Origin of the sequence: Streptomyces corchorusii (assembly GCF_001514055.1) — a bacterium.
Lineage (GTDB): Bacteria > Actinomycetota > Actinomycetes > Streptomycetales > Streptomycetaceae > Streptomyces > Streptomyces olivaceoviridis.
Genome location: NZ_KQ948375.1, coordinates 1 through 14,250, shown reverse-complemented (window position 1 = coordinate 14,250; position 14,250 = coordinate 1). Strand labels below are relative to the sequence as shown.

10 protein-coding genes are annotated in these 14,250 nt (G+C 72.5%); 2 read left to right on the top strand and 8 right to left on the bottom strand.

What is annotated here, in order from left to right:
- The first annotated feature begins 103 nt into the window (after window positions 1-103).
- Entirely contained in the window at window positions 104-1,390 is a 1,287-nt protein-coding gene (locus AQJ11_RS40560) for a helix-turn-helix domain-containing protein (protein WP_059266759.1), read from the top strand.
- A 410-nt stretch (window positions 1,391-1,800) separates the two neighbouring features.
- A complete protein-coding gene (locus AQJ11_RS40555; RefSeq protein ID WP_059266758.1) occupies window positions 1,801-3,108 on the top strand; it encodes a helix-turn-helix domain-containing protein in 1,308 nt (435 codons plus the stop codon).
- 28 nt (window positions 3,109-3,136) lie between these two features.
- On the opposite strand, the gene AQJ11_RS40550 is transcribed toward AQJ11_RS40555, so the two are convergent.
- The 8 genes from AQJ11_RS40550 to AQJ11_RS40515 all read right to left on the bottom strand — a co-directional run bounded on the left by AQJ11_RS40550 (window position 3,137) and on the right by AQJ11_RS40515 (window position 14,194).
- A complete protein-coding gene (locus AQJ11_RS40550) occupies window positions 3,137-3,907 on the bottom strand; it encodes a class I SAM-dependent methyltransferase (protein WP_059266757.1) in 771 nt (256 codons plus the stop codon).
- Between the two features lie 92 nt (window positions 3,908-3,999).
- Window positions 4,000-4,197: an MbtH family protein gene (locus AQJ11_RS40545; protein ID WP_030644613.1), complete on the bottom strand. Its 198-nt coding sequence runs from the start codon at window positions 4,195-4,197 to the stop codon at window positions 4,000-4,002.
- Window positions 4,198-4,271: 74 nt separating this feature from the next.
- Window positions 4,272-5,363 (bottom strand): low-specificity L-threonine aldolase, encoded by a 1,092-nt coding sequence (gene ltaE, locus AQJ11_RS40540; protein WP_014669227.1) that lies wholly within the window; start codon window positions 5,361-5,363, stop codon window positions 4,272-4,274.
- Entirely contained in the window at window positions 5,350-6,870 is a 1,521-nt protein-coding gene (gene argH / locus AQJ11_RS40535; RefSeq protein WP_014669228.1) for an argininosuccinate lyase, read from the bottom strand. Before argH ends, ltaE begins: the two co-directional genes overlap by 14 nt.
- Window positions 6,867-8,099: an ATP-grasp domain-containing protein gene (locus AQJ11_RS40530; RefSeq protein WP_059266756.1), complete on the bottom strand. Its 1,233-nt coding sequence runs from the start codon at window positions 8,097-8,099 to the stop codon at window positions 6,867-6,869. Before AQJ11_RS40530 ends, argH begins: the two co-directional genes overlap by 4 nt.
- A complete protein-coding gene (locus AQJ11_RS40525; RefSeq protein ID WP_244218612.1) occupies window positions 8,096-9,157 on the bottom strand; it encodes a pyridoxal-phosphate dependent enzyme in 1,062 nt (353 codons plus the stop codon). The genes AQJ11_RS40530 and AQJ11_RS40525 overlap by 4 nt, the downstream gene beginning before the upstream one ends.
- Window positions 9,132-10,139: a GHMP family kinase ATP-binding protein gene (locus AQJ11_RS40520; protein WP_059266755.1), complete on the bottom strand. Its 1,008-nt coding sequence runs from the start codon at window positions 10,137-10,139 to the stop codon at window positions 9,132-9,134. The genes AQJ11_RS40525 and AQJ11_RS40520 overlap by 26 nt, the downstream gene beginning before the upstream one ends.
- 47 nt (window positions 10,140-10,186) lie before the next feature.
- The gene (locus tag AQJ11_RS40515; protein ID WP_059266754.1) at window positions 10,187-14,194 is read right to left on the bottom strand and encodes a non-ribosomal peptide synthetase; all 4,008 of its coding nucleotides are present in this window, start codon (window positions 14,192-14,194) and stop codon (window positions 10,187-10,189) included.
- Window positions 14,195-14,250: the final 56 nt, after the last annotated feature.

The window sequence follows — 14,250 nt, the reverse complement described above, 5'->3', positions numbered from 1 at the left end:
GTCGCGGATCGCGGGACGATCGCACGGGGGATCAATTGAAGAACCGTAAAGGTGCTCTGATTTTATCGGCCGGTCCGGGGAGGCTTTCCAGTGAGGTGTCGCGGTGACACCGAACGAAGGTCTGGGAGCGCATATCCGGCGACTGCGCAGAGCGGCCGGTCTCTCTCAGGAGGCGCTGGCACGGCCCAATCTCTCTCCGAGCTACATCTCCCTCCTGGAAGCCGGCAAGCGCCTCCCCTCGCAAGAGGTTCTCGCCCAGCTCGCCGAGCGGCTCGGCTGTACTCCCCGTGACCTCACCGGCGTGATCCCCGAGCCGGATTCGGTGAACCTGGAGATCGAGCTCTCCTACGCACAGCTCGCCCTGCGCGACGGTGACTCCAGGACGGCGCTGGACGCCTTCACCGCCCTGCGGGCCAAGATCCCGGCCGGCGAGGAGCGGAAGGGCCTGGGGTTCGCGACCGAACTCGGCATCGCCCAGTGCCTGGAGCAGCTCGGGCAACTGGAGCAGGCCGTCCGGGGCTTCGAGTCGCTGCTGGAGCGGTGCGGGGAGCAGGGGCGCGGGGTGCTGGACCGGCTCGGTGTGGCCATGCTGCTGTGCCGGTGCTACCGCGCGCTGGGGGAGGTCTCCCGCGCCGTCGACGTCGCCGAGCGGGCCCTGGCCGACGCGGACGCGGCCGGCCTGCCGCCCACGGTCGCCCAGCTGGAGCTTCTCTCCGCGCTGATCGGCGTGTACTGCGAGCGCGGTGACCTGCACCGGGCGAACTTCCTCGCCGGCGAGGCGATGAGCCGCGCCAAGCTCATGGACGACCGCAGGGAGCTCGGCGGCGCCTACTGGACCGCGGGCACCGCCCTGCACCGGCGCGGACGGTCGGGTGAGGCCCTGGAACTGGTCAGGAAGGCCGTCGCCCTCTTCGCCGAGGTCGATGACGCGCGGGCCCTGGCGCGGGTGCGCAACGCACAGGCCATGGTGCTGCTGCACGCGGACGACCCCAGCCCCGAGACGGCCAGGGCGCTGCTTGAGCAGAGCGCGGCCACCCTGCGGGCGCTGGGCGGCGGCCTCGACGTGGTGGACGCCGAGACCGCCCTCGGGCGTGCCGAGGTGATGCTCGGCCGGCCCGAGCAGGCGATCCGGCACGCCGAGACCGCTCTCGGACTGCTGGGACCCGACCACCCGCTGGAGAGAGCCCGGGTCCATCTCGTCCTCGCCGCCGCCCACCTCCTCCAGGACGATCACGAAGCCGCGCAAGCCGCCTACGGGCGCGGCGCACTGCTGCTGGAGGCCGCCGAGGCCGGGCGGCAGGCCGCTTTCGCCTGGGCGGAGCTGGGCGAGATCCTGGAGAAGAGCGGAGAGAGCGAACGGGCCGTATGGGCCTACCGCAGGGCATACTGACCCCGCCGGAACGCGGAACAGATCCTTCCTCTCCCAAGCGCCCCATCTGCTCGGTATGGGGCGCTTTCCGCTGTCTGCCCGCACATGCGAGACCGCGCACGCGGAACCGCTTTATTGACTGACTATATTGACAGAACTTAACTGCCCTTCTACGGTGATGCTCGGTAATGTGCCGATGCCCGTATGCGCAGAGCATCGCCGCCGGTTCCGTGAAGCCCCCGCAAGAGGCGATGACATGGAGCCGGAGACGTGTCGTGCGGTGGCGGAGTGCCTGGACCGCGCCGAGCGGGCCCGGACGGTCGAGCACCCGCTCGGTTTCCGTCAGACATGTGCGAACCGGGACGCCGGCGGCACCCGGTGTGCTCCACCGGGTCGACGAGGGACTTCGGAACAACCCGACCGGAGTGGTCATGAACGACATGCGAACGCAGCGGGACCTCGGAGTCCTGCTGAGGAATCACCGACGGCGAGCGGGACTGACCCAGCGGCACTTGGCCGATCTCACCACCGTGAGCGTGCGCGCCATACGCAATCTGGAACAGGGCAAGGTGCTCTCCCCCCGGCTGGACACCGTCCGGCTGCTGGCGGACGGGCTCCGGCTCGGTGCCACACAGCGCGACGCGCTCCTGGACGCGGCACGGCGGCGTCCAGGAGCGGAGGGCCCCGACCTCGCGGACACCGCCGACGCCTCGACGCCGTGGGTCGTCCGGGGCCCGTTGATCGGCCGCGACTCCGAAGTGAGCACGCTCACGGAACTGCTGAGACAACCGGAGCGCCGGCTGGTCAGCGTGGTCGGCATCGGCGGCGTCGGCAAGACCCATCTGGCGGCCGAGGCCGTGCGCCGCGTCGCCGCGGACGGCAAGCCGGTCGTCTGGCGCACCCGCGGCCAGGGGCTGCCCGCCCAGGACTTCCCCCACCGGCCCGCCGGGGACGAGTGGGTCCTGGTGCTGGACGACGCCGAACTGTCAGGCGCCGACGTCCCCCGGCTGATCGCCATGATGCGCGCACACCCCCGCCTGCGGGTGCTCCTCACGGTGCCCGGCCCGTGCGGCATCCCCGGCGAGCAGATGCTGCGGCTGGCGCCCCTGCCGGTACCCGGCCCCGGCGCCGAGAACGACGTGGCACTGCTGTCCGAGGTGCCGTCGGTGCAACTGCTGTGCGCGCACATCCGGGCCGGTCATCCGCGGTTCCGGCTGGACGCCACCGACGCGGCGGTGGTCGCGGAGCTGTGCCGGCGGCTCGACGGTCTGCCGGGGGCCCTGGAGTTCGCGGGCCGCTGGACGCTCGTACGGTCCCTGGCGCACCTGCTGGCCGTGGTGGAACACGATCCGTTCGCCCTCACCGCCCCGCCGATGTCGCCGGCCACGACACGGGACCTCATGGTCCGGCTGCGGCGGACCCTGGGCGGACTGAGCCCCGTGTGCGCCTCGTTCCTCGCCACCATGGCGAGGAGCCACCGGAGCTGGTCGATCACGGAAGCGGCGGCGGCGGTCGCGACGACCCCGGCCGAGGCCGAGGCGTTCGTCTTCACCCTGGTGACGTACGGCCTGGTGCGGGCGGAGACCTCCGGCACGGACGAGCCCCGCTTCTCGGTCCTCCACCACGTCCGGCATCTGTACGCCGAGGCGCGCCGCGACCGTCCCCGGTGGGGCGCGACCGTGGTGCGCCGCACCGGATCGGAGGCCCGGAACCGGACGGTGGCCGTCGGCGACGGCTGACCGGCCTTCCCCGCCCGCGGCGGCGGGGTCAGCGCGACGCGCCCACCGGTGCCGTCAGAGTGAGCACGGCACCGTAGTCGGAGCCGTGCCACTCGACGTCGCGGACCGACCAGCCGGTCCCCGCCGTCATCTCTTCGAGCTCCGGCACCGACATGAACAGGTAGTCGAACCAGTCCGTCACCAGGGTCCGGTGACGCAGCCGCAGCCGCATCTGGCCGCTCATCCGGCCCTGCCGGCGGTTCGCGGCCAGGTACTCGCCGTGCAGCGCCCCGTCCAGCCGATAGGGGTCCACCCCGGTCCCGACGATCCGGGCGCCCGGACGGGCCAGGCCCGCCAGGGCACGCAGCAGTTCCGGGCCGCGCGTACGGTTCTCCAGCAGACCGAGGTTCTTTCCCAGCAGGAGGAACGTGTCGAAACGTTCGTCGGCGGGCACGTCGTCGACCGTGCCGAGGATCGTCGCCGTCACCCCGCGACGGGCGCACACGTCGAGCGCCTCGCCGGAGACGTCGAGCCCGACGACCTCGCCGCCGTCGCGCTGGAACGGAACGGCGAACCTGCCGGCTCCGACGCCCACGTCCAGGACCCGCCCGCGGATGCGGCCGTAGGCCCAGCGGTCCAGCGCGGACCAGGTCTCCGGTCCCTCGAAGAACCCGACGGCGTCGAAGGCGCTGATGTACCCGTCGTCGCGTTCGCAGATCTCGTGGAACCTGCCCTTCGGGAGCCCCGCCGTGTGGCAGTCGAGCAGGAGTCGACCCCACGCGTCTGCTGTGCGGGGCGAGAGCAGCGGTGCTGTTGTCATCAGATCAGTCCTTTCCGGGGCGGCTGGCGCGGTGGCGGGGGGCGCCGGAGGACCGTCGGGTCCTCCGGCGCCCTGCTCCGTTCGGGGACGCGCTACGCGACCGCGTTGCGCAGGCTCAGCGGACGCATGTCGGTCCAGGTCCGCTCGATGTAGTCCAGGCACTCCTCCTTCGGGCCGCTGACGCCGACCGCGCGCCAGCCCTCCGGAACGCTGCGGTCCGCCCACCAGACCGAGTACTGCTCCTCGTCGTTGACGACCACGAGCCACTGCTGAGAGGTGTGCTGCTGCATGACGTTTCTCCGATCGTGTTCTTCAGGGATGGGACGGGATGGACGGGACGGGAGGGAAAGAAGGTGGAACGTCTTCAGGGGCGGCTGGAGAGGACGGCGGCGGGCGCGAGGATGTCCCGGAAGACCGACAGCGCGCGGTCGACGCCGGCTTCGCTCACCCCGGCGTGGGTGGCCGCCCGGATGCGGCCCCGGCCCAGCTCGGCGAGGCGTACGCCCTCGTTCCAGGACCGCTCGATGAACTCCGCCTGCGTCAGGTGGGGGGTGTCGACACGGAAGAAGACCATGTTCGTCTCGACGGGCTCCACCACGACACCCGGCAGTGCGGCGAGCCCTTCGGCCAGGCGCCGCGCCGTGCGGTGGTCGTCGCCGAGCCGGGCCGTCATCTCGCGCAGGGCCACCAGACCGGCGGCGGCCAGCACCCCGGCCTGCCGCATGCCGCCGCCCAGCATCTTGCGGATGCGGCGGACGGACCGGATGAAGTCGGCGCTGCCGACGACCATGGAGCCGACCGGCGCGGACAACCCCTTCGACAGGCAGAACTGCACGGAGTCCGCGTACCCGGCGATGACGCGCACGGGCACGTCCAGGGCGAGGGCGGCGTTGAAGATCCGGGCGCCGTCCAGGTGGACCGCCACCTTGCGGGCGCGCGCCAGCGCCTGGACACCGGCCAGGTACTCCAGCGGCAGCACCCGGCCTCCGCAACGGTTCTGCGGGTTCTCCACGCACAGCAGTGCGGGCAGCGCGAACTGCGGGTCTTCGGGGTCCTCCGGGAAGGCCGCCTCGATGTCGGCCAGCGCCATCGTCCCGTCGGCCGCGTTGGCCACCGGCTCGACGATCACGCCGCCGCAGTAGGAAGCTCCGCCGGCTTCGTAGACGTAGATGTCCGACTCGGCTCCGGCGAGCGCCTTCGTCCCCCGGGGGCAGTGGGCGAGGATGGCCGCCAGATTGCCCATCGTCCCGCTCGGCATGAAGCAGGCGTCCTCCTTGCCGAGGAGCGACGCGGCCAGTTCCTCCAGCTCCCGGGCCGTGGGGTCCTCGCCGTAGACGTCGTCCCCCAGCGGTGCCCTCGTCATCTCCTCCAGCATCCGTGCCGTCGGCAGGGTGAAGGTGTCGCTGCGCAGTTCGACCACGGCCGCCGCGGAGGAGGCGCGTTCAGTGCTGGTCATGAAGGTCGTCCTTCGGGTCGGTTCCGGTGGGCAGGGTGGTGTCGTTCGTCCGGCCCCGCACACGGGCCACGGCGTGTGCGAGCCGCTCGTCCGCGTCCTCCCAGCCGCTGATCTCCCGCGCGAGCCGGGCGTGGTGGTCCTCCCAGCGCAGCGCCAGCGGCTCGAAGCACCGCTCGAACGAGGTGAGACCGGGGCCGCCGCCGAACTCGGCCGCCCGCCACACCGCCTGCGGCCGCAGGTCGGCGGATCCGGCCGGCAGGTGACCGTGCGCCTCAAGCGCCGTCCACAGCGAGTCGGCCCCGTTCTCCACGACGGCGAGCGCGGCCTCGCCGACCTGGTGGTGAGCGCGCCGGAACGGCACGCCCTGGCGCACGAGCCACTCCGCGGTCGCGGTCGCGTGCGTCAGTCCGGCCGTCGCCCTGGCCTCCATCGCCTCCGGCACCGGGCGGGCGCCCTCGTAGGCCATGCGCAGGATCTTCACCGCGTCGACGGTGGCGTCGAGGGCCGGCCTCACATGCGTCATCGCCTCCGTGCCCACCGCGATGGAGTTCGTGAACGGTGTGCCGCGCATGGCGCTCGCGGCGGCCGTCAACCCGCCCAGAGCGGCGGCGGACTTGCCCTGCACATGCTCCAGGACGAAGGCGTTGCGCTTCTGCGGCATCATCGAACTGGACCCGACCAGTCCGTCGGGAATGGTCAGGAGCCCGAACTCGGCGCTCGACCACATCAGCAGGTCGAGCGCCGCCCGGTCGAGCGTGACCCCCAGCACCACGCAGGCCGAGAGCATCCGCAGGGCGGTGTCCCTGGTCGCGATGGCGTCGACCGAGTTGCGTACCGGCTCGCCGAACCCGAGCAGTTCGGCCGTGCGGGCGGGCTCGATCGGGACGGTCGTCCCGCCGATCGATCCGGCGCCCAGCGGACAGCGTGCCAGGCCCTCGCCCGCCTGCGCCAGCGCCCGGGCGTCCCGTTCGAAGGTCTGCGCCAGCCCCAGCAGGTAGTGCCCGTAGGTGACGGGCACGGCGGCCTGGAAGTGCGTGTAGGCGGGCATGAGCACCTCGCGGTACTCGTGCGCCCGGTCCAGCAGCACCCTTCCCAGCTCGCCCAGTTCCGCCGACAGCCGGCGGTACGGTTCGCGCAGGGCCAGCTGGAGACAGGTCACCCCCAGGTCGTTGCGGGAGCGGCCGGTTTGCAGGACGCCGCCGGTCTCCTCGCCGAGCGTCTCGATCAGGTGGGCCTCATAGGCGAGGTAGAGCCCGCGGGGCGCGGGCCGCTTCTCCAGCGGTTCGAAGTCCCGCTCGCGCAGCTCCGTGATCGCCGACAGCAGGGCGGAGGCCGTCTCCGCACCGATGATCCGGCGCTCGGCCAGCATGACGACGTGCGCCAGGTCGACATGGGTGATGCGGTCGAGGTCGCTCTTCCAGGCGGGCCTCGGCGGTTCGCGCCGCTCCAGCAGCATGCGGCGGATCTCGGGGTGCGCGGCGGTGCGCAGACGGCCGGAGTCCGTCATGCCAGGGCCTCCTCACGAGCGGTCAGCACCGGGCGGACGCGGCGTACCCCCGCCTCGGCGGCCTGGGCCGCCTCGGCGGCGGACGCGCCGCGGGCCAGCACATGTCCGATGCGGTCCCGGAAGTCACCGGCGACGGTGATCTCGGCTCCGGGCTCCCGGTAGGTCTCGACGTCGATCACCCCCGCCACGGCGGACGCCTCCGCCACGCCGTCGATGCCGCGCAGCACCCCGTCGCCCTCGGCCATGACGAAGCGGATGGCGGCCCCGCGGCTGTGGGTGGCGTCCACGGTGGACGACCGGCCGCTGAACGCCTCGACCGTCTTCAGGATCAGGTCCACCCCCGTCGCCTCCTGCACCAGCCGGGGAATCCAGCCGCCCGCCAGCCGCGGGTTCGCCTCGATCAGGACGGGGCCGTCCCGGCCGACCCGCAGCTCCACGTGGACCGGGCCCAGACCGAGGCCGAGCACCCGCACGGCGTCCGTGGCGGCCGTCGCGACGGCCGTGCGCTCGGCCGGTGGCAGACCGGCCGGGAAGTCGTGCCCCGTCTCCACGAACAGGGGAGGCGCTCCGAGGTGTTTGGCCGTGATGCCGACCACGACGCCGTTGAGGATCTCCGCCGAGTACTCCGGGCCGGCGACGAACTCCTCGACGGTGACCCGGCGCGGCACCGGCCGGCCGCGTTCGTTGTGCCCGCGGGCCAGGACCGCCTCCGCGTGCCGCGCGGCCCGCGCCGGGTCCGCGCACAGCTGTACGCCCAGACTGCCGCTCCCCGTGACCGGCTTGACCACGACCGGGTAACCGATCTCCTCGGCCGCGGCCAGGACCTGCTCGACGGTGTCGGCCACGACGAACCGGGGCACCCGCACACCGCCCTCGGCGAGCCTACGGCGCTGCACGCCCTTGTCCCGCACCGCGGCGAGGTCGGCCGGCGCGTTCGCCGGCAGTCCCAGGGCGGTGGCGGCGGCGGCCGCGGTTTCGACGTAGTAGTCCGAACTGGTGGCGACGCCGGCGACGCGCCGCTCGGCACCGATACGGCGGCACGCGGCCACCACCGCCTCGACGCTGTCGGTGTCGGCCGGCACGACCTCGGCACCGCCCACCGAGGCGTACCGCGACGGATCCGCCGCCAGCAGCACCGGATGGAGGCCGAGGCCCCGGGCCGCGACGGGGAAGAGCCGGCCGGTCCCCGTGGTGTTGCTCTCCACGAGGACGAAGGCGTCCCGGGTCATGCGCTGACTCCTTCCTTGAGGGCGACGACGTCCTCACGCGTGCGTCTGTTCCAGGCGAAACGTGACCAGTCGCCGGCGACCTCGGCCGGATGGTCCAGGGTGCGCGGCCCGTCGGGCCACGGCGCCGTGAGGTGTCCGTTGCGCCGCAGCCACACGTCGTTGTGGACGGTGTTCGTGTAGCGGTGCCCCTCGTCGGGGAACAGCGCCACCACCCGCAGGTCGGGGTTGCGCCTGGCGTACCACTCCGCCACATGGTGCGCGGCACCGCTGGTGGGCCCCATGTAGAGGCAGTGCTCGGCGTGCAGCCGCCGTGTCGCCCTGAACGCCACCGACGCGTCGAGCCAGTGCACCTCGTCGAAGAGCGTGTGCTCCAGGACGGGCGGGACCAGGCCGTTGCCCAGTCCGCGCAGCTGCCGGGACCCGGCCGGGGCGCCGAACAGGACACTGCCCGGCGTGTCCACGCCGATCAGCTTCATCCGGGGGTTGAGCGCCCGCAGGTACGAGCCGATACCGGACGACGAACCGCCCGACCCGACCGGGCAGACCAGGGCGTCGAACGTCCCCATGCTCTCCAGCAGCAGCTCGGCGACCGCACCGTAGGACACGGGGTTCAGCGGGTTGTCGTACTGGCCCGGCGTGAAGTACGAGCCCAGCCGCGCCTGGATGCGTGCCACCCGGTCCAGACGCGCCTGCTGTACGCCACGGGCGTGCAGGGCCGGACCGGAGACGATGCTCACGCGGGCGCCGAGCGCCTCCAGCCGTCGGCGCAACGGGGGTTCGATCGCCGGGTCGCCGACGAGGACGAGCGGGATCCCCTTCAGCCGGCAGACCATCGCGAGACCGAGCCCGAACGTACCCGAGGTCGTCTCCACGACCGTGGTCCCCGGGGTGAGTTCGCCCGTCTCGATGGCGCTCGTGAGGATGAACTGCGCGGGCAGCAGCTTCATCAGGTGGAAGGCGGCCCCGTACACATTGGGCCCGACCTGGATGACTTTGGGCAGGACGTGGCCGTCGACCACGCTGGTGAACGCCCTACGACTGGTGTGCAAAGGGGACATGGCTGTCGCTCCCGGCGGTGTAGCGCCAATGGTCGGTGATGCGCAGTTCGGCGAGCCGGCGGGCGGCCAGCGCCGTCCGCTCCTCCACCCGCGGCCCGTGCGGCGCGAAGAGCAGGGCCGCCACCGTTCCGCTGTGGGCGACTTGCACGCCCAGGGCCCCGGACTCCTCGGCGATCTCCAGCAGGCGGTCGAAACGCGGTACGGGGAGGAACCGCTGGTTGATGCGCGCGCTCGCCGTGGAGATGCGCCCCAGCTCGGCGTGGTCCGCGTGGGCGACCGCCCGGCGCAGCAGACCGCGCAGCGCGCGGAAGCACTCGATCTCCCAGGCGTTGTAGCGTGCCGGTGGCAGCGCCAGGGTGTCGATCTCCTCGTCCGTGACGGAGAAGCCGAGCACCCCCAGCGGTGGCACGGGCCGGTGGAAGTCCTCGATCACCGCGCCCTCGCGGTGGGCGAACAGCAGCATGCGGTCGGCGTAGATCAGGGGGTCGGTGGCGGCCTCGGCGGCGACCGCGATCCGTGCGATCCGCTCCGGCGGGAGGCGCCGGCCGACCGCGTCGAGCACGGCGAGGATCGCCGCCGTCACATCGCTGGTCGAGGAGCCGAGCCCGCGGCCGACGGCGACGTCGCCACGCAGCTCCAGCTCTCCGCCGTAGGCACCCATGCCCAGTTCCTCAAGGGTGGTGCGAGCGGCCTTGAGCGCCTTGGTCTTCCACGAGGGGGTGACGGTGAGTTCGGTCTCCCACCGGTCCAGCCGCACGGTGGCGTTGCTCGCGAAGAGCGGGCAGGGCAGGGTGACGAGGCCGCGGCGGAGTCTGCCGCCGTCCTCGAACACCCCCTGGAGCAGTTCACCGTGGTGGCTGGGCGCGGTGCCGGTGCCCAGCAGCGGGCCCTGTTCCAGTGCCGAGGGCACCGACTCCGCCTGTACCGTGCCATGACTGCCCTGCGGTGACAGGACGTCCTGGCTGTGCACGCCGATCTTCACCTACGCCTCCTCGAACATACGGGTCTGGGGACTGAGGTACTGCCATGTCACGTGTCCGCGGATGAGGGCGCGGTGTCCGCCGGGCCGAGGCACGTACGGACGATGTCGGTGATCCGCTGCGCCAGCTCACGGGCGTGCGGCGGGTGCACCATGTCGTGGTGGTTGCCCGGCACCGGCACGGTGCTGACCCGGCCGCGGGTCAGCGTCCGCCAGGCGTCCGGATCGACGCGGGGGGTCTTGAGCGTCGGATGGTCCTCGGAGACGGTCAGCAGATGGATGTCCGCGGCGATCACCGCCTCGGGGCGGTAGCGCTCGGCCGCCACCCCGTTCGCACGGGCCACCTCGACCATGCGGCGCACGGCCGTGGACTCGATCCGGTCCGGCAGCCTGCCGTCCTGGTGGGAGTGGCGCACCAGCGCCGCGATGATCTCGTTGTCGTCGAGCGCGTCCAGCTCGTGCGAGGGCAGTCCGGCGTCGGCACCGAACCGGGACAGTACGTCCTCGTCACCGACGAGGTCGGCGGACCCGGGAACCGGCGAGTCGAGCAGCACGAGCGCGCCGACCCGCCCGCCCGCCCGCTCCACGCGCCGCGCCATCTCGTACGCCACCACACCGCCGAACGACCAGCCCCCGAGCAGCAAGGGCCCCTCGTGACCGGTCCCGGCGATCTCGCTCAGGTACCGGTCCGCGATCTCCTCCACCGTGCGCAGCGGCGCCGCGTCCGTGTTGTAGCCGACCGCCTCGATGCCGTAGAGCGTCACCTTGCCCTCCAGCTCCCGTGCCAGGCCCATGTAGGAGCTGACGCCGCCACCGTGCGGGTGGACCAGGAACAGCGGGGGACGGGATTCGTGCGAGGCGGCGGCGAGGGGCACCAGCAGCCGCTCGGACACGGCGGACAGGTCCGGCAGCGCCGCGCAGAGCCCCTCGATCGTCGGCGTCCGGAAGAACGTGCTGAGCGGCACGCTCACGCCGAGCTGTCGCCGCACCGCCTCCACCAGCTCGAACGCGGTCAGCGAGTTGCCTCCGGAGGCGAAGAAGTCGTCGCGCACGCCCACGGGGGACCGGCCGAGTACGCGCTCGCAGATCGAGGTGACCTGGAGTTCCAGGGAATCCCTGGGGGCGACGGGCTCCGCGCTCGCCTCCGGCTCCGGTTCGGGCAGCTGCTTGCGGTCCACCTTCCCGTTCGGGGTCAGCGGCATCTGCTCCAGACCGACCAGGGCGGCCGGCACCATGTACTGCGGGAGGCGGTCCCGAAGGAAGGCCCGCAACCCGGCCTCGTCCGGCTGGTCACGCCACGACACGTAGCCGACGATCCGGCGGTCCATGCCGTCCCCGGCCGTGATCACGGCGGCTCGGGCCACCGCGGGGTGACGCTGGAGCACCGCTTCGATCTCGCCGAGTTCGATCCGGTGACCGCGGATCTTGACCTGGGTGTCCTCCCGCCCGATGTATTCGAGCGTTCCGTCGGGGCGCCGGCGGGCAAGGTCACCGGTGCGGTACAGCCGCTCCCCGCTGCCGAACGGATCGGGTACGAACCGCTCGGCGGTGAGCCCGGGCCGGCCCGCGTAGCCGCGGACGACCCCCACGCCACCGATGAGGAGTTCACCGACGGCACCGACCGGCACCAGCTGCATCCGGTCGTCCACCACGTGGACCCGGGTGTTGGCGATCGGCCGGCCGATGGACACCGGCTCGCCGGAACCGCCCCCGGTGACCTCGTGCAGCGTCGAGTACACGGTGGTCTCGGTCGGGCCGTACACGTTCCACAGGCGGGAGACCTTCGGCGCCAGTTCCTGGGCCAGCCGCGGGGACATCGCCTCGCCGCCGGAGACGGCTTGCAGGTCCCCGCCCGACCAGCCGCTCAGCAGCAGCAAGTGCCAGGTGGCCGGGGTCGCCGCCAGCATCGTCGCCCCGGAGGAGGACAGAGTGCGCGCCAGCGCGTCCCCGTCCGAGGCGGTCTGCCGGTCCACGACGACCACGCGCGCACCGCGGCACAGGGGTACGAACAGCTCCAGGACCGAGATGTCGAAGGCCATGGTGGTGACGGCGCACACGACGTCGTCGCCGGACAGCTCCAGGGTGCGGGCCAGGTCCTGGACGAAGTTCACCAGCCCGCGGTGGGGGACCATGACGCCCTTCGGACGCCCGGTCGAACCGGACGTGTAGATGACGTAGGCCAGGTCATCCGGCCGCAGCGGTGACCGCGGCGGTACCGCAACGGTGGTCGCCGGCTCGCCGACGTCGATGACGCGGACGTCCGCGTCGAGCCCCAGCTCCGCCACCAGCCGGGGCCGCCCCAGCACCAGCCGGGCTCCGCTGTCCTCCAGCATGAACGCCAACCGGTCCGCTGGATACGTGGGTTCGAGGGGGAGGTAGGGGGCACCGGCCTTCAGGACCGCCAGCAGGGCCACCACCATGTCCGGGGACCGTTCGACCAGCACCCCCACCGGGGCGTGCCGGTCCGCCCCCGCCGCCCGCAGCACGGAGGCCAGCGCGGCGGACCGCCGGACGAGTTCGGCGTAGCTCATCTCCTGCCCGTCGGGGCCCTGCACGGCGACGGCGTCGGGCGTGCGCGCGGCCTGCTCGTCGATGAGCTCGGGGAGCAGACGGGCCGACTGCGGGCGCTCGGTGTCGTTCCACCGCGAGAGCAGCAGCCGCTTCTCCCCGGGGGTGAGCAGGTCGAGATCGGCGACCGGGGTGTCGGGCCGGCGCACGGCCTGGGCGAGGATCTGCCGGTAGTGCTCGGCGAACCGCGCGACGGTCTCCGGCTCGAACAACTCGGTCGCGTAGGAGACCAGCATCTCCATCCGCTCGCCCTGCGTCACCACGGTGACATCGACGTCGAAGCGAGCGGTGTCCGCCTCGGCCGGCAGGGGCCGGACCGACACCCTGGGCAGCCGCAGCAGTGACGTCTGCTCCTGGACCAGGTTGAACATCAGCTGGAACAGCGGGTTGCGACTCAGGTCGCGCTCCGGCTGGAGTTCCTCGACCAGCAGGTCGAACGGCACTCCCTGGTGCTCGTACGCGTCCAGGGTGGTCCCCCGCACGCGGGACAGCAGGTCGGCGAACGTCGGGTTCCCGCCCAGGTCGGTGCGGAGCAGCACCGTGTTGACGAAGAACCCGATCAGTCCCTCCGTCTCCTGGAGCGTCCGGCCGGACATCGGGACGCCGACCGTCACGTCCCGGCTTCCGGAGTGCCGGGACACGAGAGCGGCGAAGGCCGCGAACAACACCATGAACGGCGTCACGCGGTACCTCTGCGACAGCTCCCGCACGCCGGCGGTGACCTCGGGGTCGATCACGTGGGACAACCGCGCGCCCGCACCGCCGCGCACCGCGGGCCGCGGGTGATCGGTGCGCAACTCCGTCGCACTCGCACCGTCCAGCGTCCGCTTCCAGTGGTCCACCTCGACGGCCATCTCCGGGGAGTCGAGCTGCCGCGCGGCCCGGCTCGCGTAGTCGGCGAACTGGATCGGCAGCGCCGGCAGCTCGGGACGGTTCCCGGCGAGGAACGCGGCGTACGCCTGCGACAGTTCCGACCAGAGGATCTGCATCGAGGCGGCGTCCACGGCGATGTGGTGCACCACCACGGTGAACAGGTGACGCTGCTCGGGCAGTTCGGTCAGACGCGCGCGCATCCAGGGCCCGGTGGCCAGATCGAACGGCCGCCTGATGTCCGCGTCGCTCAGCCGGTGCGCTTCCTCGTGGGCCGGGCCGACGGCCAGGTACCGCAGGTCGGTGCGCTGGAGACGGATCACGGACGCCGGCTGGACACGCAGCCTCGGACCCCCGGCGGCGTCCTGCACCACGCGGGACCGCAGAATGCTGTGCCGCTCCACGACCAGCCCGAGCGCCGCGTCGAGCGCCTCGACGTCGAGCGGGCCGGAGAGCTCGAAGACCTGCGCCATGTTGTACTCGACCAGCTCGGGGCGGAGGTGTTCGAGCAGCCAGACCCGTCGCTGGGCCGCCGACAGCGGCGCGTCCGCGCCGCTGTCGGCGCCGGCCTCCTGCCGCACCGCGGCCGGGCCCCTCTCCACGATCGGACTCGTCGTCATCGGGGCGTCCTCTCGTCGGTCGCGTCGGGCGCGGGCACGAGATGTGCGATCGCTGC